Annotated in this window: 19 protein-coding genes; 8 read left to right on the top strand and 11 right to left on the bottom strand. The window is 42.7% G+C overall.

Features of this window, described 5'->3' with window-relative positions; genetic code table 11:
* Positions 1-50: 50 nt before the first annotated feature.
* Positions 51-1,358, top strand: a complete 1,308-nt coding sequence (locus tag GUA46_RS16535; RefSeq protein ID WP_176621447.1) for an NAD(P)/FAD-dependent oxidoreductase — start codon at positions 51-53, stop codon at positions 1,356-1,358.
* Here GUA46_RS16535 and xerD read toward each other — a convergent pair.
* Entirely contained in the window at positions 1,355-2,260 is a 906-nt protein-coding gene (gene xerD / locus GUA46_RS16530; RefSeq protein ID WP_176621403.1) for a site-specific tyrosine recombinase XerD, read from the bottom strand. The two genes, GUA46_RS16535 and xerD, sit on opposite strands and share 4 nt — an antisense overlap.
* A gap of 227 nt (positions 2,261-2,487) precedes the next feature.
* Here xerD and GUA46_RS16525 point away from each other — a divergent pair, with 227 nt between their 5' ends.
* The 3 genes from GUA46_RS16525 to aroQ all read left to right on the top strand — a co-directional run bounded on the left by GUA46_RS16525 (position 2,488) and on the right by aroQ (position 4,030).
* Positions 2,488-3,012 carry a hypothetical protein gene (locus tag GUA46_RS16525; protein ID WP_176621402.1) on the top strand — a complete coding sequence of 175 codons (525 nt, stop codon included), beginning with the start codon at positions 2,488-2,490 and terminating at the stop codon, positions 3,010-3,012.
* 71 nt (positions 3,013-3,083) lie between these two features.
* Positions 3,084-3,545 (top strand): hypothetical protein, encoded by a 462-nt coding sequence (locus GUA46_RS16520; RefSeq protein ID WP_176621401.1) that lies wholly within the window; start codon positions 3,084-3,086, stop codon positions 3,543-3,545.
* Between the two features lie 68 nt (positions 3,546-3,613).
* Positions 3,614-4,030, top strand: coding sequence for a type II 3-dehydroquinate dehydratase (aroQ, locus tag GUA46_RS16515; RefSeq protein WP_176621400.1), 417 nt, complete (start codon positions 3,614-3,616; stop codon positions 4,028-4,030).
* On the opposite strand, the gene GUA46_RS16510 is transcribed toward aroQ, so the two are convergent.
* The 6 genes from GUA46_RS16510 to GUA46_RS16485 form a co-directional block, all read right to left on the bottom strand.
* Complete coding sequence (locus GUA46_RS16510; RefSeq protein ID WP_176621399.1) at positions 4,022-4,303, bottom strand: DUF3817 domain-containing protein; 282 nt, start codon at positions 4,301-4,303, stop codon at positions 4,022-4,024. The two genes, aroQ and GUA46_RS16510, sit on opposite strands and share 9 nt — an antisense overlap.
* A gap of 3 nt (positions 4,304-4,306) precedes the next feature.
* The gene (gene lpdA, locus GUA46_RS16505) at positions 4,307-5,698 is read right to left on the bottom strand and encodes a dihydrolipoyl dehydrogenase (RefSeq protein ID WP_176621398.1); all 1,392 of its coding nucleotides are present in this window, start codon (positions 5,696-5,698) and stop codon (positions 4,307-4,309) included.
* Positions 5,699-5,817: 119 nt separating this feature from the next.
* Complete coding sequence (locus GUA46_RS16500) at positions 5,818-6,354, bottom strand: DUF1572 family protein (protein ID WP_176621397.1); 537 nt, start codon at positions 6,352-6,354, stop codon at positions 5,818-5,820.
* Positions 6,355-6,759: a peptide-methionine (R)-S-oxide reductase MsrB gene (gene msrB / locus GUA46_RS16495; RefSeq protein WP_176621396.1), complete on the bottom strand. Its 405-nt coding sequence runs from the start codon at positions 6,757-6,759 to the stop codon at positions 6,355-6,357.
* 17 nt (positions 6,760-6,776) lie between these two features.
* Positions 6,777-7,268, bottom strand: a complete 492-nt coding sequence (gene msrB, locus GUA46_RS16490; RefSeq protein WP_176621395.1) for a peptide-methionine (R)-S-oxide reductase MsrB — start codon at positions 7,266-7,268, stop codon at positions 6,777-6,779.
* Positions 7,269-7,378: 110 nt separating this feature from the next.
* Entirely contained in the window at positions 7,379-7,957 is a 579-nt protein-coding gene (locus GUA46_RS16485; RefSeq protein ID WP_108245111.1) for a collagen-like triple helix repeat-containing protein, read from the bottom strand.
* A 159-nt stretch (positions 7,958-8,116) separates the two neighbouring features.
* Here GUA46_RS16485 and glgB point away from each other — a divergent pair, with 159 nt between their 5' ends.
* From glgB to GUA46_RS16465, 4 genes are all read left to right on the top strand, one after another.
* Positions 8,117-10,012, top strand: coding sequence for a 1,4-alpha-glucan branching protein GlgB (gene glgB / locus GUA46_RS16480; RefSeq protein WP_176621394.1), 1,896 nt, complete (start codon positions 8,117-8,119; stop codon positions 10,010-10,012).
* Between the two features lie 96 nt (positions 10,013-10,108).
* The gene (locus GUA46_RS16475; protein ID WP_176621393.1) at positions 10,109-12,508 is read left to right on the top strand and encodes a glycoside hydrolase family 31 protein; all 2,400 of its coding nucleotides are present in this window, start codon (positions 10,109-10,111) and stop codon (positions 12,506-12,508) included.
* A gap of 39 nt (positions 12,509-12,547) precedes the next feature.
* Positions 12,548-13,357, top strand: coding sequence for a M48 family metallopeptidase (locus tag GUA46_RS16470; RefSeq protein WP_176621392.1), 810 nt, complete (start codon positions 12,548-12,550; stop codon positions 13,355-13,357).
* A 112-nt stretch (positions 13,358-13,469) separates the two neighbouring features.
* Positions 13,470-14,801 carry an MFS transporter gene (locus GUA46_RS16465; protein ID WP_176621391.1) on the top strand — a complete coding sequence of 444 codons (1,332 nt, stop codon included), beginning with the start codon at positions 13,470-13,472 and terminating at the stop codon, positions 14,799-14,801.
* Between the two features lie 64 nt (positions 14,802-14,865).
* Here GUA46_RS16465 and GUA46_RS16460 read toward each other — a convergent pair whose 3' ends face one another.
* The 4 genes from GUA46_RS16460 to GUA46_RS16445 are packed head-to-tail and all read right to left on the bottom strand — an operon-like array spanning position 14,866 to position 17,825.
* A complete protein-coding gene (locus GUA46_RS16460; RefSeq protein ID WP_176621390.1) occupies positions 14,866-15,591 on the bottom strand; it encodes a head GIN domain-containing protein in 726 nt (241 codons plus the stop codon).
* A 35-nt stretch (positions 15,592-15,626) separates the two neighbouring features.
* Positions 15,627-16,724 carry a DUF4097 family beta strand repeat-containing protein gene (locus GUA46_RS16455; RefSeq protein WP_176621446.1) on the bottom strand — a complete coding sequence of 366 codons (1,098 nt, stop codon included), beginning with the start codon at positions 16,722-16,724 and terminating at the stop codon, positions 15,627-15,629.
* Positions 16,705-17,265 (bottom strand): hypothetical protein, encoded by a 561-nt coding sequence (locus GUA46_RS16450; RefSeq protein WP_176621389.1) that lies wholly within the window; start codon positions 17,263-17,265, stop codon positions 16,705-16,707. Before GUA46_RS16450 ends, GUA46_RS16455 begins: the two co-directional genes overlap by 20 nt.
* Before the next feature lie 2 nt (positions 17,266-17,267).
* The gene (locus GUA46_RS16445; protein ID WP_108245011.1) at positions 17,268-17,825 is read right to left on the bottom strand and encodes an RNA polymerase sigma factor; all 558 of its coding nucleotides are present in this window, start codon (positions 17,823-17,825) and stop codon (positions 17,268-17,270) included.
* Positions 17,826-17,984: the final 159 nt, after the last annotated feature.

The raw sequence follows: 17,984 nt of genomic DNA, 5'->3' as shown, positions 1-17,984 counted from the left end.
AACGTCCATTACACTGCTTTGGATTGATTAAATTTGCCGGTATGTCGAGCATGAACATTCCTCAATCCAGCAATCCAAGAGTCGTGATAGTAGGCGGCGGTTTTGGAGGTATAGCACTAGCCAAAAAATTAAGCAAAAAGGAAGTCCAAGTGGTTCTATTGGACAAACACAACTACCATAACTTTCAACCATTGCTGTATCAAGTATCCACTGGCGGCTTGGAACCAGATTCCATTGCCTACCCCATAAGAAAGGTACTACAAGGGTATCCAAATTTCTTTTTTCGATTGGCACAGGTACAAGAAGTGAAAACGGAAACGAAAAGAATCAGGACCAATATTGGCGAGATTTTTTATGATTATTTGGTGGTAGCCACGGGTTCTGAGACCAATTTCTTTGGAAACAAAGGAATCGAAACCAAGGGAATGGCCATGAAAACCATCCCACAATCTTTGAACTTACGTAGTTTGATCCTCGAGAATTTTGAACAAGCTCTTTTAACGGACGACCTCCATGAGCGGGATGCCCTGATGAATTTTGTAATCGTGGGCGGGGGACCAACGGGAGTGGAGCTTGCTGGTGCATTGGCCGAAATAAAAAAGGGAATCCTTCCCAAAGATTATCCAGATTTGGATACGCGTAGGGCACAGATAAATTTGGTGCAGAGCGGAGATAGGCTCTTACCTGCGATGAGTCAAAAGGCATCGGAAAAAGCGGAAAAATTTTTAGAAGAATTGGGTGTGAATGTTTGGAAGAACATTCGCGTTACCGATTATGATGGCAAACGGGTAACTACAAACACCAAAACCATTTTTGAAGCAGAGACCTTGGTATGGGCAGCTGGTGTAAGGGCCGTTGGCCTTAAAGGCTTGGATGCCGAACAGTTGCTCGCGAGGGGCAACAGGTTGCGGGTTAACGAGTTTCATCAAGTCATAGGTTTAGAAGCTGTTTTTGCAATCGGTGATGTAGCCCAGATGGAGACAGAAAAATTTCCCGAAGGCCATCCCATGATGGCCCAACCAGCCATGCAGCAAGGAAAAAGTCTTGGGGAAAACCTGGTCCGTATGATTGAGAACAAACCCATGAGGCCCTTTGTTTACAAGGATAAGGGAAGTATGGCCACGGTGGGGCGAAATAAAGCTGTAGTAGATATGCCCAACTTTAGATTTCAAGGCGTGTTCGCGTGGTTTGTTTGGATGTTTGTCCACTTGTACTTTCTTATAGGATTTAGGAATAGGCTAGTGGTATTCATCAATTGGGTGTATAACTATATCCGTTTTGACCGCGAGGCCCGTTTGATTATCCGACCTTTTAAAAAGCAAAACAAAGTAGAACGTCATAATTTGATGCGCGATTAGTTTTCCGATTTTCTAGGGTGGAACTCTTTCAATATGTTCGCCAGATGCGACCGGTTTACATGCATATACACCTCGGTGGTTGTTATGCTCTCATGACCTAACATTTGCTGTATAGCCCTAAGGTCTGCTCCATTTTCCAACAGATGTGTTGCAAAGGAATGCCTAAAAGTGTGTGGACTGATACTCTTTTTTAGTCCGATTTCTTCAGCTAGCTTTTTCACTATGGTGAAAATCATGGCACGGGTCAGTTGTTTGCCCCGACGATTTAGAAAAACAAAATCTTCATGTTCTTTTTGAATGGGCAAATGTACCCTAACTTCCTTCCGGTAAATATTGATGTATTTCTGGTTGATTTCACTGATAGGAACAAAACGCTGTTTGTTTCCTTTGCCCGTTACTTTAATGAAATCTTCATCAAAATAAAGATCGGATAGTTTTAAGTTGATAAGTTCCGAAACACGGAGACCACAACCGTACAAGGTTTCCAGGATGGCCCTGTTCCGCTCCCCTTCAGATTTGGATAGGTCAATGGCGGCTATCAATTGATTAATTTCATCTTCCGAAAGGGTATCGGGCAACTTTCTACCGATTTTTGGAGTTTCAATAAGGTCCATGGGGTTGTCTTCGCGGTAATCTTCGAAAACCAGATAATTGAAGAATCCTTTGAGGCCAGAAATGATACGTGCTTGAGTTCTGGGGTTTATCACTTTGGCAATCTCATAGATAAACTGTTGTACAATTTCTTTGTCTATCGTGATAGGTTTATCATCTACGCCTTGTTCATCGAGATAACCGGCAAGCTTTTTAAGGTCCATGGTATAATTGGAGATGGAGTTTTGGGAAAGTCCCCGTTCTATCTTCAAATAGTTTTGGTAATCTTTTATTGCTTGCTGCCAATTCATACATTCAAATATAATGACATAATCACATCACGGTTGCTTAAAAATAGCCATCTGTCAATTCAAAATACCGTTTGGTCAATTGGCGTGGTTCAAAAACAATTGATTTCAATACTTTTCAATAAGAATTAGTAAGATTAGAGCCAAGTGAACTTAGTTTGTAAGAAAATTATTTCAATCAGGCACTTTTTTTATCATCGTTGCGTTTTTCTCTTAGTAAAATTTTAACAATGAAGAAAAAGACATTTGTATTGGTGATCATAGCAATGGTTACCGTAAGTTTTTCGTCCATGGCGCAGCAGGTGGACCGAACAAGTTTTAAAGCCGGAGTGCACGCGGGACTTCCCGTTGGCGATGCTTCCGATTATTCAAGTTTTAGCCTTGGGGTCGACCTTGGTTATCACTGGGGGGTATCCGAGCTTATCGATGCAGGTATTGCAACAGGGTTTATCAACGCGTTTGGTGATACATCGACCATTGATATTGGACCAGTTGGCCAAGATGTGGATTTCCCGGATATACAGTTCATCCCCGTCGCTGGAGCTTTTCGACTTTACCCTACCTATGATTTTAAGTTGGGTGCCGATGTAGGTTACGCGGTCGGTGTTAATGAAGGAAATGACGGAGGATTTTATGTTCGTCCAATGATTGGATACAATATATCCGGTAATACAGAACTTAATGTTTCGTACATCAATATTAGCAATGGCGGTAGTTTTTCCGTCGCTGCCTTGGGACTTCTATTTTTATTTTAAAAAAAGCAACTGTAAATAACCCCAAATCTTACAGTTTAAACCATGAATATTAACCACTAATTACACTTAAAATGAAAAAATTACTTTTAGTTATCGCATTTGTTATGTTGAGCCATTTTGCAGCAAAGGCACAGATCAGTTATAAGGGCGCTCTTGGTTTGGGCATAGATCTTTATGACGAGGCTACCTTTTTTGGAGCTACGGGAAAATATTTTTTCTCGGATAACCATGTGGGTCAAGCAGATTTAGGTTTTGAGGACAATGCAACCATGGCCACGTTCTTATATTCCTATCATAAGGGATTTTATAGGGCCCCAGGTCTGCGCTGGTATGCTGGAGTTGGACCAAGCATTATTTTTATAAAGGATTTTGACAACATTTTTGCCTTGCGTCCGCATTTGGGGCTTGATTTTAAGATTGATGGAGTGCCTTTTGTACTCAATTTTGATTGGCGTCCATCTGTCGTGTTGAGCGATGTTGGAGATAATGAGGTTGCAGCCTTTGGTTTTGGCCTCCAGTTTGCCATCAATTAGAACAATGCACCATATTATATGAAGGGCGGGTATTCCCGCCCTTTTCTTTTTATTGTATTTTTGATGGTATGAAACTAATCATCATCAACGGACCCAACTTGAACCTTTTGGGAAAACGTGAGCCCGAAGTGTATGGGAGCACCACTTTTGAAGACTATTTTAAAACGCTGCAACAAAAGTTTCCCGATGTGGAACTGGAATATTATCAATCCAACATTGAGGGTGAACTCATAGGAAAGATTCAAGAAGTAGGGTTTGATTATGATGGCATTATTCTAAATGCAGCGGCTTATACGCACACTTCGGTTGGAATCGGAGATGCCGTAAAGGCAGTGGAAACCCCGGTAATCGAGGTACATATTTCCAACACGCACCAGCGCGAAGAATACCGTCATGTATCTTTTATTTCGCCAGGGGCCAAAGGGGTTATCCTTGGATTTGGACTCCAAAGCTACGATTTGGCCATTCAGAGTTTCCTAGGCTAAATCTTTCAAGTATTTTTTGTCGGCATAAAAAGTACCAAAGGGGAGAAGGGATGCTACAAAAAGGATGATAAACCTTTTGAGCTTCCATTTGCGTTCCCAACAAAAAACTATGGCCACCACTACGTATAGAATAAACAATATGCCATGAGCCATACCAACAACTTGGTTTGGTTCAGGAATATCTGCCCAATGCTTCAACGGCATGGTCATTCCGAAAAGGAGTAGATAGGAAATACCTTCTAAAATAGCAGTGGCCCTAAAAATTTTAAGCATACCTTATAGGTGGATTACTTCATCATAGGCATCAGCAACAGCTTCCATAACCGCTTCGCTCATGGTCGGGTGGGGATGCACAGCTTTAAGCACTTCATGACCTGTGGTTTCCAATTTTCTGGCAACCACTGCCTCGGCAATCATGTCTGTAACACCGACACCAATCATGTGGCAACCTAGCCACTCACCATATTTGGCATCAAAAATTACCTTTACAAAACCATCTGGGGTTCCAGCAGCTTTGGCTTTACCACTTGCGGAGAATGGGAATTTACCAATCTTAAGGTCATATCCTTTTTCTTTGGCCGCTTTTTCGGTCAATCCCACAGAAGCTACTTCAGGAATACAGTAGGTACACCCTGGAATATTACCGTAATCTAGGGCTTCAACGTGCATTCCAGCCAATTTTTCCACACAAAGAATTCCTTCAGCAGAGGCAACGTGTGCCAAGGCTTGCCCGGGAGTAACATCTCCTATGGCAAAGTAGCCGGGTATGTTGGTCTGATAATAATCGTTTACCAAAATTTTATCTCTGTCCGTGGCAATTCCAACATCTTCCAATCCGATGTTTTCGATGTTCGTTTTGATTCCCACAGCGGATAGCACAATATCGGCTTCCAAAACCTCTTCTCCTTTTTGTGTTTTTACAGTGGCTTTTACACCATCTCCGGAAGTATCAACTTTAGTGACCTCGGCAGAAGTTTTGATTTTTACCCCAGCTTTTTTGAAGCTGCGCTCCAACTGCTTGGAGATATCTTCGTCCTCAACGGGAACAATGTTCGGCATGTACTCCACAACGGTCACTTCGGTACCCATGGAGTGGTAGAAATAGGCGAACTCCATTCCAATGGCTCCACTACCTACCACGATCATTTTCTTTGGTTGTTTTTCCAAGGACATGGCCTCGCGGTAACCGATCACCTTTTTTCCATCTTGTGGAAGGCTAGGCAACTCGCGGCTACGCGCTCCTGTTGCAATGATGATATGGTCTGCGGAATATTCGGTAGTTTCTCCGCTTTCCGCTTTTACTTCAACTTTTTTGCCGGGTTTTACCTTTCCAAATCCATTGATGACCTCGATTTTGTTCTTTTTCATCAAAAACTGGACACCTTTGCTCATTCCCTCGGCAACACCACGGCTTCTTTTAACAACGGCACCAAAATCGTGCTCGACATCCTTGGCGCTCAAACCGTAGTCTTCGGCATGCTTTAAATATTCGAAAACCTGAGCAGATTTAAGAAGGGCCTTGGTCGGGATACAACCCCAGTTAAGACATACACCTCCCAAACTTTCTTTTTCTATAATGGCTGTTTTGAAACCTAATTGTGATGCCCTTATGGCGGTAACATATCCACCTGGACCACTTCCCAAAACAATTATATCGAACTTGCTCATTAGATTTTGATTTTAGTTGTTAGATTGAAAATATGCCATCGATTGGCAGGTGCAAAAGTACGGAAATCAATCCCCATTTCCCAAGGTGAAAAAAATCAAATGTCGGTTTGTTTGTGAAATCAGGCTTTGCCTGTACCAAACATCTTTTTGTTGAAGGCTTTAGACTCGCCTTTTGGGATGGATAATGACGTCCAATCCGAGCCTTTGATCATTCTTCCGATGAAGACAATTTGTCCTACATGGCTGGCGTAATGTGCCAGTTGACGGTTGATGGCCTCAACAATGCTATGCTCTTCATTCCTTATCTTGATCTTGTTTTCAAAATTAGAGCTGTTGATGCTGTCCAGGGCATCAAAAAGGCATTGCCATCCTTTTTCCCATGCAACGAGCATTTCCGCTTTTTCGGAATAGGGATTTTCGAACTCCAAATCCCGTTCCCGCCAGATTTTTTCACCATCTTCCGTTAAAAAATTGGTCCAACGGCTCAGCATATTCCCTACCATATGCTTTACAATGATGGCGATGGAATTATCGGAATCCGAGTATTTCCAATGAATGTCGGTATCAAGAATTTGAGCAAAGGTTTGGTCTCCCATGCTTTTGTAGCGCTGGAACTCGAATCGAACGTTGCTCAAATAATTTTCTTGGAAATCCATTTATTCATTTGGGTCAAAATCAATGCTCACGGAGTTGATGCAGTAGCGTTGCCCGGTAGTTTCTTTGGGTCCATCGTTAAAAACATGGCCTAAATGGCTGCCACAATTTGCGCAAACCGTTTCTGTGCGGATCATGCCATGACTGGTATCGCGAATATATTCGATGGCGCCTTCGACCGCTTGGTCGAACGATGGCCAGCCGCAACCACTTTCAAACTTGTGCTCGCTCTCGAACAATTTGGCGTTGCAAGCTTTACAATGGTAATCGCCATTTTCAAAATGAAGATCAAACTTGCCAGTGTACGGACGTTCGGTTCCTTTTTGGCGTAGCACATAATATTCTTCTGCGGAAAGTTGTTGCTTCCACTCCTCGTTGGTCTTATCTACGCTATATTTTTTCTCCATTGATTTTTTACTGTAATTTATTGCTTTTCGGGAACAAAATCGAGGGCTGCTCCATTAATGCAGTGCCTTTTGCCTGTTGTGTTACGAGGGCCATCGTTAAAAACATGACCTAAATGACCGCCACAAGTGGCACAATGCTCTTCGGTACGGGCCACACCGATTTTATAGTCGGTATCGAAAGCGACGTTTCCTTCGATTTCTCGATCAAAACTGGGCCATCCGGTTCCCGAATCAAATTTGTGTTCACTTTTAAATACTGGGGTGCCGCAGCCGGCACAAACGTAGGTACCCTTTTCCTTGATGTCCAGTAAATCACTTGAAAAGGCATTTTCTGTGGCCTCTTTTCTCAATATGTAATATTCCATTTCGGTAAGTTCCGCACGCCATTCGGCATCGGTTTTGTTGACCTTGAAAGCAGCTTCTTTACTATTTTCTTTTTTTTCTTCCTGTGATGTTCCCTTGCATCCGGTAAAGATGACAAGAGCAATCAATAGCAATCTTTTTCCCATGTTTCTTTTTTTACTAGTTGGACGTAGATTGATTCGATTCCTTTCAAAAGAAACCAAAAAAAAGTCCCATTGTTGACCAATGAGACTTAAGATACTATTTTTTGTTGGGACTAGTTCAAATCCAATTTCATGACTTCTCCTTCATCTATTTGGAGTTTGGACATTACGCTATTGAGGTTGGCGGCATCAAAATCTGGAGATTCTGCAAACTCGCTGGGCACAAAAACTATTCGGAACAATTGATTGTCAGTAAAGTCAGTGCTAATGGTAGATAGGTCAAAATTTCCATCGATAAAGAGTTCAACGTCCACAAATGTGTGAGCGAAAACGTATTGCATGGTACCTTCCGGTAAGAAATAATTTTGAGGCAGTTGTGTCCATGCATCGGCGGTGGAACCATCACTAAGGTCGATTAAACCGTCATGTCTATACACCAAAACGGCGTCAGATTCAAAAACTTCAAAGTCGGTGACATCGGAAAAAGTAATCAAGGCGGAAAAAAGATTGTCTTCGGCAAAATAATCGAAGTTTACACCTTCTACCTCGACCACCTGTCCTTGGATACCGTCGGCGCCTGGCGCACCCGGAGCTCCATCAAGTCCATCGAAACCCGGAGGACCTTGGGGGCCTTCGCAAGCTGCAAAGACAAAAACGATTACTGCGCCTAAAATTGTACTAAATTTATTCATGATTTTGGATTTTGAATTTGTGTTCATTTAACTCTTGTTGTAAGGAAATCAAAAAGCGTTCCATTTTTAAAAAAATGTTGTTTCTAATATCAAACCTGTTGTCATAATCGTATTCTTACTTAAAGATGCTTATTATTGTATAGTACTAAACCCGCATATATGTCCAAGGTAGTTCCACACAGTTTTTTTACAGAGTTTGACATCAATCTTTTTAAGGGCGGCAAACATTTTCGGCTCTACAACAAGTTAGGTTCTCACCTAACAGAGGTCGATGGTGTCAAAGGTACGTACTTTGCCGTATGGGCGCCTTCGGCAAAATCGGTCAGTGTTGTGGGTGATTTTAATTATTGGAACGCCGGGGAACATCAATTGAATGTACGTTGGGACAGTAGTGGTATCTGGGAAGGGTTTATTCCCGGAGTGGACAAGGGTACCAAGTACAAATACAAGATACACTCCAACAACAATGATGTTTGGACGGAAAAAGCCGACCCGTTTGCGCGCTTTTGCGAGCAACCACCGAACACGGCTTCAGTAGTATGGGACGATAACCATCAATGGAGGGACGGCAAATGGATGGAAACCCGTGAAGAAAAAAACGGGCTGGATAAGCCGTATTCCGTTTATGAGGTGCATTTGGCATCTTGGAAGAAAAAGAATGGGTGGGAATCGCTCAGCTATCTTGAGATGGCGCAGCAGTTGGCGGATTATGTGGAGGAAATGGGTTTTACCCATGTGGAGTTTATGCCGGTCATGGAATATCCGTACGATCCTTCATGGGGATATCAAATCACGGGGTATTTTGCCCCGACCTCGAGGTTCGGGAAACCTTCGGACTTTAAAGTTCTGGTTGATGCCCTTCACCAAAGGGGTATAGGTGTGATTTTGGATTGGGTGCCCTCGCATTTTCCGGAAGATGCACATGGTCTTGGATTTTTTGATGGTTCGCATCTCTATGAGCATCCGGATAGGAGAAGAGGGTACCACCCCGATTGGAAGAGCCTTATTTTTAATTATGGTAGAAACGAAGTTCGTGCGTTTTTGATCAGCAACGCCATTTTCTGGCTGGATCAATACCATGTGGATGGGTTACGGGTAGATGCAGTTGCCTCCATGCTCTATTTGGACTATTCACGGGAAGATGGCGAGTGGGAACCCAATATGTACGGAAACAATGAAAACTTGGAAGCCATGTCCTTTTTAAGGGAAATGAACCAAGAGGTTTATGCCAGTTTTAAGGGCGTACAGACTATTGCCGAAGAATCTACGGCATTTACCGGGGTTACCAAGCCGGTACATTATGGTGGACTCGGTTTTGGGATGAAGTGGATGATGGGATGGATGCACGACACCCTTGAGTTCTTTAAAAAAGACCCGATACATCGTTCGTACGACCTGAACATGATCAGTTTTGGTCTTACTTATGCCTTTACCGAGAACTTTATGTTGCCATTTTCACATGATGAAGTCGTGTACGGCAAACAATCGTTGCTCTACAGGATGCCTGGGGACGAGTGGCAACGTTTTGCCAACTTAAGGATGCTTTTCGGTTACATGTTCACTCATCCAGGTGGCAATTTATTGTTTATGGGAGGTGAATTTGGGCAATCGGCTGAGTGGAACTTTCAAGAGAGCCTGCAATGGCATTTAACCCAATATGATTTTCATTCCGGCATACAAGAAGTGGTCAAGGATTTGAACAAGCTGTACAAAAACAGTCCAGCACTGTATCAAAAGCAGTTTAAACCAGATGGGTTTCAATGGATAGAGTACAATGATCAAGAGAACACGGTGATATCGTTTATGAGAAAGGGGAACGACCCCAAGGATGATTTGATCGTTGTTTGCAATTTTACCCCCGTCCCTCGCGAGAATTACCGATTGGGGGTGCCGAAGACTTCCACAATGAAACTGGTATTTAACAGTGATGATAAAAAGTACTCTGGTAGTGGCATGGGCAAGAAAACAGTGAAGCCCTCTAAAACACCATGGAACGGATACGAGCAGTCTGTTTTATTGAACCTGCCACCTTTGGGAGTGGTTGTTTACAAGTAAAAAAGCAACTAAAACGATATAGTTAATTGCTTTTCAAAACATATTTTTAATTATTCAGGCTTTTGTATTTCTTTTGTGAGCCTCAACTGATTACAGATGATAACCAACACGGAAATTGCAACTAGAGGGAATCAGTTCCCCAATCATATCGTAGACTTTAAACAAGAAAACGATAAAATATATTTTACTACCCAAAACGGTGTAATTCTTCAAGTTACTATTCTAAGGGATAGTGTGGTCCGATTCAGGTATGCTACCGAGTATGTTTTTGAACCCGACTTTTCTTATGCCATTAGTGAAGATGTCAACCTTGGGTACAATGAGTTGACTGTCAAGGACGAGATACCGGAATATGTCATAACCACTTCAAAAATCAGGGTTTACATCAACAAGGCCAATCTAAAGGTGCAGATTACCGATTTGGACAATGTGATCCTGGCCGAGGATGAGCTCGGCTTCCACTGGGAAGAGAACTTTGATTACGGTGGAAATGTGGTAAAAATGAGCAAGGTCTGCCATTCGGGCGAAAGCTATTATGGCATGGGCGACAAAGCATCGCATACCAACCTTAAAGGAAAGCGTATCAATAATTGGGTTACCGATTCCTATGCCTACGGCAAGGACCAAGAACCCTTGTACAAGTCCATACCATTTTACATAGGACTTAAGGAAAGCAAGGCCTATGGTGTGTTTTTCGATAATTCCTTCAGTACTTATTTTGATTTTGCCGCAGAAAAAAGGAACGTAACCAGTTTTTGGGCCGATGGAGGGGAAATGAACTACTATTTTTTCTACGGTCCTCAAATGAAGGAGGTCGTGGAGTCCTACACCGACCTAACCGGTGTTCCCGAACTTCCACCACTTTGGGCGCTAGGTTTCCATCAATCCAAATGGAGTTATTTCCCAGAACAAAAGGTGAGGGATATCGCCTCTAAGTTCAGGGAATTGAACATTCCCTGCGATGCCATTTATCTGGATATCGATTATATGGAAGGGTTCCGTTGTTTTACTTGGAATAACCAGTACTTCCCAAATCCCAAAAAGATGATCGAGGAAATGGAGGAAGATGGCTTCAAGGTGATTACTATGATAGATCCCGGTATTAAAATTGACCGTGATTATTGGGTATACCAACAAGCCATGGACAATGGCTTTTTCTGCCGTAGGGCCGATGGACCACATTTTAAAGGAAAAGTATGGCCGGGAGAATGTAAGTTTCCGGACTTTACGAATCCCGAAGTACGGGAATGGTGGGCTGGACTCTACAAGGAAATGATAGCCGAAATGGGGGTCAGTGGTGTTTGGAACGATATGAACGAACCGGCCGTGATGGAAGTTCCTACCAAAACCGCCAATCTGGATGTGCGCCACGACTATGATGGCCATCCCTGCAGTCACCGAAAAGCGCATAACGTCTACGGAATGCAGATGGTCCGTGCCACCTACGAGGGCGTTAAAAAATTTATGTTCCCCAACAGACCTTTTGTGTTGACAAGGGCAGCCTATTCCGGTACGCAACGTTATTGTGCTACTTGGACCGGTGATAATGTGGCCACTTGGGAACACTTGTGGATCGCCAACGTGCAAATGCAGCGTATGTGCATGAGCGGATACTCTTTTGTTGGTTCCGATATTGGTGGATTTGCCGAACAACCCAATGGCGAACTTTTTGCCCGTTGGATGCAGTTGGCCGTTTTCCATCCATTCTGCAGGGTACACTCCAGTGGAGATCATGGCGACCAAGAACCGTGGTCTTTTGGGGATGAAATTACCGACATAGTAAGGGAATTCATCAATTTGAGGTATCAATTACTCCCTTACTTGTATACCATGTTCTATAATTACATTAAAGAAGGGTTTCCTATGCTTCAATCCTTGGTGTTTTATGACCAAGAGGACCATCAAACACATTTCCGTACGGACGAGTTCATCTTTGGTCAACAAATGTTGGTGTGTCCCGTGCAGGAACCGAATTCCCAGGGAAGGAGAATGTACTTCCCAAAGGGAAACTGGTACAACTACTGGACCGATGAATTGACGGAAGGAGGGATTGAAAGATGGGTATCGGCGGAGATTCACCGAATTCCCCTCTTTGTGAAGGAAGGCGCCATGATCCCCAAATATCCTGTTCAACAATACATCGGAGAAAAGGAAATTGAAAAATTGAACATCGATGTGTATTACAAAGCGGGTACGGAAAGATCCCAAGTATACGAAGACCAGCAAGATGGATATGACTATAAAAAAGGTAGGTATAGTCTAAGACGCTTCAAGTTGACGGGAAAGGAGAACGAATTGATCATTCAGCAATTCAAGGATGGGAACTTTATCACTTCGTATGATAATTTTAAAATGTCGTTCCATGGATTGCCCTTTACCATAGATACGGTTGAAGTCGACAACGAGGAAGTGGATTTGGACTCAATCAAATTAAATGGTAACAATTCCATAGAGGTTGGCAAGGATTTCACGGAACTCCATATTTTTGGAAAATAAAATTTCGTAAATTCAATTGCACAAAACACGTATTACCATATGAAAAAGATAATATTAACTGGATTGGTTCTTTTGGCGGTTACCGCTTGCAAGACCAATCCTTTTACAGGAAAAAGCACATTAAACTTTTATCCGAACAGTCAAGTTTTCCCTACTGCGTTTGCGCAGTACGACCAATTTTTAGAATCCAATAAAGTGGTCAAGGGCACATCCGATGCACAAATGATAACCAAGGTAGGACAGCGTATAGCCTCCGCCGCGGAGCGATGGCTGAATGCCAATGGATATCCAGGTTATCTGAAAGATTATAAATGGGAATATAATCTGGTACAGGACGAAACTGTAAACGCTTGGTGTATGCCAGGTGGAAAGATTGTTTTCTATACAGGAATATTGCCTATTACCCAAGATGAAACCGGTGTTGCCGTTGTTATGGGCCACGAAGTGGCACACGCTTTGGCCGATCACGGTGCTCAGCGTATGAGTGCAAGTACCTTACAGCAGCTCGGAGCTGTTGCAGGGAATGTAGCTATTCAAGACGAGAAGACACTCGGGTTGTTCAATCAAGCCTACGGAGTTGGTTCCCAAATAGGGGTAATGCTTCCCTTTAGCCGTGGCCACGAAACCGAAGCGGATAGAATCGGGCTTCAAATTATGGCGATTGCGGGGTACGATCCCAGTGAGGCGGCAGAACTTTGGAAGCGAATGAAAGCTAACTCGGGAGGACAGGCGCCACCGGAGTTTTTGAGCACACACCCGTCCAACGATACAAGAATTAACAATTTGACTGCTTGGGCCCCGGCCGCAAAACAAGAGGCGCGAAAATTTGGGGTAACCTCCTTCGAATAGATCTATAAACAAGGAACTGTAAATGTCACTTCGAAACAGACGAAAGATCCAACCGACATCAAAAAGGGTTTTTCACAGGGATTCGAAGTGACATTTTTTTTGCAATAAAGTTATGGTACAGACATTGGCATTAAAGGGAAGTAAAAAACTGTTGAATGCGTGGGCATTTTATGATTGGGCCAATTCGGTTTACAGCTTGGTGATTTCCTCGGCCATTTTTCCACTTTTTTATGGACTGTTGTTCAGAACTGCCGGTATTGAGCAAGTCACAATTTTTGGTGGCGAAATAGCAAGGGCCCCTTTGATCAGTTATGTGACATCCTTGGCCTTCGTGTTTATTGCCATAGTAACCCCCTTGATATCTGGCGTAGCCGATTATTTAGGGAACAAAAAGATTTTTCTAAAGTTCTTCTGTTATTTGGGGGCGGCTTCATGTATTGGCCTGTATTGGTTCTCTTTGGAGCATATTTATTTTGGATTGATCTGTTATTTCTTCGGACTTGTAGGTTTTTGGGTGAGCTTTGCCATCAACAATTCTTATTTGCCCGACATCGCTTTTCCAGAGCAACAGGATAGCATCAGTGCCAAGGGATTTTCTTTGGGATATGTAGGAAGCGTCATTTTATTGGTTTTTAATCTATTTATGGTGATGGAGCCCGATTTCTTTGGCATAACGGACAGTGGTGGAGAAGTTGCCGAAATCAAGGCCATGAAGTATTCATTCATCTCAGTAGGAATCTGGTGGATTCTTTTTAGCCAGTATACCTTTGCACATCTGCCCAAGGGATACAAAAGGGAAGGGGAGCGGAAGCATGTCATTTTAAATGGTTTTAAGGAATTAAGACAGGTATGGCACCAGCTTGGCGAGAACAGAAAATTGAAGCGATATCTAGGGGCATTTTTCACTTACAGTATGGCCGTACAGACCATTATGCTTATTGCAACCTATTTTGGCGAAGAGGAAATTGTTTGGGGCTCGGACGATGAGCGTACCATGGGATTGATCGTAAGTATTCTCTTGATACAAATTGTTGCCATTTTAGGGGCAACTGTTACCGCAAGGGCATCCAAAGCTTATGGAAATATACATACACTTATCGTTATCAATGTAATTTGGGGATTGCTATGTGTGTACGCCTATTTTTTACAGACCCCAATGGATTTTTACATTGCAGCCGGTTTGGTAGGAATTGTTATGGGAGGCATTCAGGCACTTTCTCGAAGCACATATTCCAAGTTTTTGCCCGAGACTACAGATACCACTTCGTTTTTCAGTTTTTATGATGTCGCCGAAAAAATAGGCATCATCATAGGTACGCTTATGTACGGCATAGTGGCCCAACTTACGGGTAGCATGCGTAACAGTACCATCTTTTTGGGAATCTTCTTCTTGATAGGCATTTTTCTTCTCCTCAGGGTGAACAAGGTCAAAACACCGAATTAAAGGCATAAAAAAGCCCCGAGGGTTTCAGGGCTTTTTCAGTTTTTGATTGATGATAAACTCGAGTTTATACCTTGGTGATATCTCCAGAACCTGAAGATTTTGAATTTACTTTCTTGGGATTTCCTCTGTATTGAATGTCACCGGAGCCTGAAACCCTAGCTTCAAGCGATTGGTTCGCGGTAACCTTAATATCGGCCGACCCGGAGACCGTAGCTTTTACAAAATCAGCTTCCAAATCGAAAGCCTTGATATCGCCCGAACCGGAAACCGAAACCGTGAAATCCGTTGCCCTTCCAGAAAGATTGATATCCCCAGAGCCCGAGAGAGCGGCGTCCATTTCTTCCGCATCCACAGTAAGGGTAACATCACCAGAACCGGACATTGCGGTACTGAACTGTCTTGCCTTAATCGTGGTTTTGCCAACCAAATCTCCTGAACCCGACAGGCTCACGGCATTAATTGACTCTATGGGCACAGTAACATAAATGCCACTTTTCCAGTTAGATGGTCTAAGGTTCATGCCTTTCTCTACCTTAATGGTCAGTTTGCCATTTTTTACCTCGGTAACAATATGTTCCAATAAATTGGACTCTCCTTTTAACGTTAGTTCTCCCTCGCTACCAGATACCAGCTCTACATCGAACCAACCGGCCATGGCCACTTCGTCATAGTCCCCAACGGAACGTTCAATGGTAACTACATCACCGTTCCCTTGTATTTTTCTTCCCCATTGCGCGCAAGAAACTGTAATCATTCCCATTGCAAGCGTAAGCGTGATAAATTTTTTCATGATCTTGTGTTTAATTTAAAGTTTTTGAATTGATGTTAATTTCTGTAAAATGATATGCCTCCGTAGTCACTGGTAATGCTCACCTTATTTCCAGAGTTTGGACTTCCGTAGTAACCACTATAATATTTTTCGGTGGATTTTTCTTTACTGATATTGATTTCGAAATCATCTTTACCGCTTACTCCAGCGTACTCGGTAGCAATTTCGAAGTCAAAGTGATAGCCGGAATCGTAACCTATTTTAATGCCTGTGTAATCGGTACGTATTTGTACATTTCCGGCATCAGGGGCCAATCTATCAATTTTAATGGAGCCGTAATCGCTTGTAATGGACACATTGCCGTGTACGTTCCCCAGTTTAACTCCGATATAATCTCCGTTACCATCCACATTCTTCACGTTTCTAACATCAATGGAGCCATAGTCGCTGGAATATTGGAGGTTATCCATTTCTTCCACAACACCGTTGGTATAATCGGCCTTAATAGTAAGGTTTCCTGCTTTATCGATGGTGAAACCGGAATAGTCAGCAATGATTTCAGCACTGTTTATGTACCCAAAAGTAGAACGTGAGGTGTAATCGAACCGTAGCTCATTATTGCGGCCGTGTAGCTCACCAATGTCCATTTTGCCATAGTCACAACTAATTTTGGCATGACCATCAATCCTATCCAACATGATATTGCCATAGTCGTTACTAAGGTTGACGCTGTTTTTTACAGGAAGCTTTATGGTGTAGTTGACTTGTACACTCACACTTTTTCTTTTGCCCCAGTTCCAATTCCAACCACTGTTCCTGTTGCCAAAATCCGTGATGGCGGATACCATGCTGGCGCTATTGTCAAAATCTACATTGATTTCCTCCAAGCGTTCCCGTACGCGGTCTTCATCATTCCCATTGGTTTTAATGTGTACCTCAATCATCACTTTGTTTTGGTTCCAGGAGGTGATGTTCAGGTTTCCATAGCTATTGCTGACCTTCAAAAGGGCATCCGAATTAACGTTAAACTCCTTCTTAATGGTTTTTTCCTTGGTGTACTTTCCGTTCAATTTGTCGTTGTCCATATTGGCACTAACGAATAGGGGAACAAAAGCCAAGGCGAAAAAGATGGATTTAAATTGTAAAGCTTTCATCATTTTGTGTTTTTAAATTCTTAATATTTTCTATTTGGCTCAAAACTTCTTTTAAAAGGTCGATGCGTGTTTGGAAATTGGTGATCATTGCGCTCAAGATGATCTTGCTGTCACCACCATCGACCAAATCCTGCTCAAGGCTTTGGTAGTCTTTGTCCAGCTTGGCCAATTGTGCCAAGGTGTCATCCACCAATTGAGCTGTTTCCGGTGTTTTCTCCTCCTTCATTTCCTCTACCTGTTCCTCTATCAAATTCGCAAAATAGAACTCGGTTTGGGATACCTCCGGTGCTATTTCCACTACCTGTTGTTTAATGCTTGGCTGAGGCCCAAAGGCTTGGTAACCAATTAGTGCGACCAAGGCAATGGAAGCTGCAATGGACAACGGTTTCCACCACGATGTTTTCTTTTTATGTAGGGCAATGGTGCCTTGGCCCTGGTTCAATTTTTCCAAAAACCGCTCTTGGTGCCCGCCTTGGGGCTCCTCTACATCAAACTCGCCGTGGAGTCTCTCGAACAGATGATCTAAATTATCCTTCTTCATAACTAAACATTTACGGTCAACTTTTTTCTAAGGCTATCTTTGGCCCTCGAAATCATGGTTCTACAATTAGCGTAGCTTATATTCATTATTTCGCTTATTTCTTCGTAATCGTACCCTTCAATTAAATGTAAGGTCAAAGAAACTCTGTAATTGTCTTTCAAACTTTTCATGGTTTCCATCACTTTTTGAGCCTTCAGTTCTGTGTAACCATTTTGATCCGAAGCAACTCCATCATTATCTTCGACCTTGTACATTACATCATCCAAATCGTCAGCACGTTTTTTCTGCTGCTTTTTGTAATGATAGATGCTGTTATTGATCACGATCCGCTTTAACCAAGCTCCAAAGGCGACGTCTCCTTTAAAGGTATGTAGTTTGGTGAATGCACTCAGGAACGATTCCTGCATTACATCCTCGGCCTCCGCAGTATGCTTTACAATCCTAAAAGCGGTGTTGTACATCGCCTTGTAGTACCGATTGTAAATTTCTAGCTGCGCGCTTTGTTTGCCCTGCATGCACAACTGGAGCAGTGTGTCAATATGTTCATTTTGTTGGCTCAAAAAATGATTGGTTTGTCTTATAGATGAGCCAATTTACCATTTGTTACACTTTTTTCTTAAAATTTGATTTTTAATGGCACAGGAATTGCCAATTAATGGGTGATAAGAAGCTCAAGGGTCGCTATGAACATTGATTTTTAGGGGTTTGCGAAAGCTTCA

Source organism: Flagellimonas chongwuensis, assembly GCF_013376415.1.
GTDB classification, from domain to species: domain Bacteria; phylum Bacteroidota; class Bacteroidia; order Flavobacteriales; family Flavobacteriaceae; genus Flagellimonas; species Flagellimonas chongwuensis.
This window is presented reverse-complemented; position numbering and strand designations above follow the sequence as displayed.

Bases quoted from the DNA above. Each gene is read 5' to 3' on its own strand.
- GUA46_RS16455 (WP_176621446.1), bottom strand. From the start codon at position 16,724: ATGAAAGCTTTACAATTTAAATCCATCTTTTTCGCCTTGGCTTTTGTT.
- glgB (WP_176621394.1), top strand. From the start codon at position 8,117: ATGTCCAAGGTAGTTCCACACAGTTTTTTTACAGAGTTTGACATCAAT.
- aroQ (WP_176621400.1), top strand. From the start codon at position 3,614: ATGAAACTAATCATCATCAACGGACCCAACTTGAACCTTTTGGGAAAA.
- xerD (WP_176621403.1), bottom strand. From the start codon at position 2,260: ATGAATTGGCAGCAAGCAATAAAAGATTACCAAAACTATTTGAAGATA.
- GUA46_RS16465 (WP_176621391.1), top strand. From the start codon at position 13,470: ATGGTACAGACATTGGCATTAAAGGGAAGTAAAAAACTGTTGAATGCG.
- GUA46_RS16470 (WP_176621392.1), top strand. From the start codon at position 12,548: ATGAAAAAGATAATATTAACTGGATTGGTTCTTTTGGCGGTTACCGCT.
- GUA46_RS16525 (WP_176621402.1), top strand. From the start codon at position 2,488: ATGAAGAAAAAGACATTTGTATTGGTGATCATAGCAATGGTTACCGTA.
- lpdA (WP_176621398.1), bottom strand. From the start codon at position 5,698: ATGAGCAAGTTCGATATAATTGTTTTGGGAAGTGGTCCAGGTGGATAT.
- GUA46_RS16475 (WP_176621393.1), top strand. From the start codon at position 10,109: ATGATAACCAACACGGAAATTGCAACTAGAGGGAATCAGTTCCCCAAT.
- GUA46_RS16450 (WP_176621389.1), bottom strand. From the start codon at position 17,265: ATGAAGAAGGATAATTTAGATCATCTGTTCGAGAGACTCCACGGCGAG.
- msrB (WP_176621395.1), bottom strand. From the start codon at position 7,268: ATGGGAAAAAGATTGCTATTGATTGCTCTTGTCATCTTTACCGGATGC.
- GUA46_RS16535 (WP_176621447.1), top strand. From the start codon at position 51: ATGAACATTCCTCAATCCAGCAATCCAAGAGTCGTGATAGTAGGCGGC.
- msrB (WP_176621396.1), bottom strand. From the start codon at position 6,759: ATGGAGAAAAAATATAGCGTAGATAAGACCAACGAGGAGTGGAAGCAA.
- GUA46_RS16485 (WP_108245111.1), bottom strand. From the start codon at position 7,957: ATGAATAAATTTAGTACAATTTTAGGCGCAGTAATCGTTTTTGTCTTT.
- GUA46_RS16500 (WP_176621397.1), bottom strand. From the start codon at position 6,354: ATGGATTTCCAAGAAAATTATTTGAGCAACGTTCGATTCGAGTTCCAG.
- GUA46_RS16520 (WP_176621401.1), top strand. From the start codon at position 3,084: ATGAAAAAATTACTTTTAGTTATCGCATTTGTTATGTTGAGCCATTTT.
- GUA46_RS16460 (WP_176621390.1), bottom strand. From the start codon at position 15,591: ATGAAAAAATTTATCACGCTTACGCTTGCAATGGGAATGATTACAGTT.
- GUA46_RS16510 (WP_176621399.1), bottom strand. From the start codon at position 4,303: ATGCTTAAAATTTTTAGGGCCACTGCTATTTTAGAAGGTATTTCCTAT.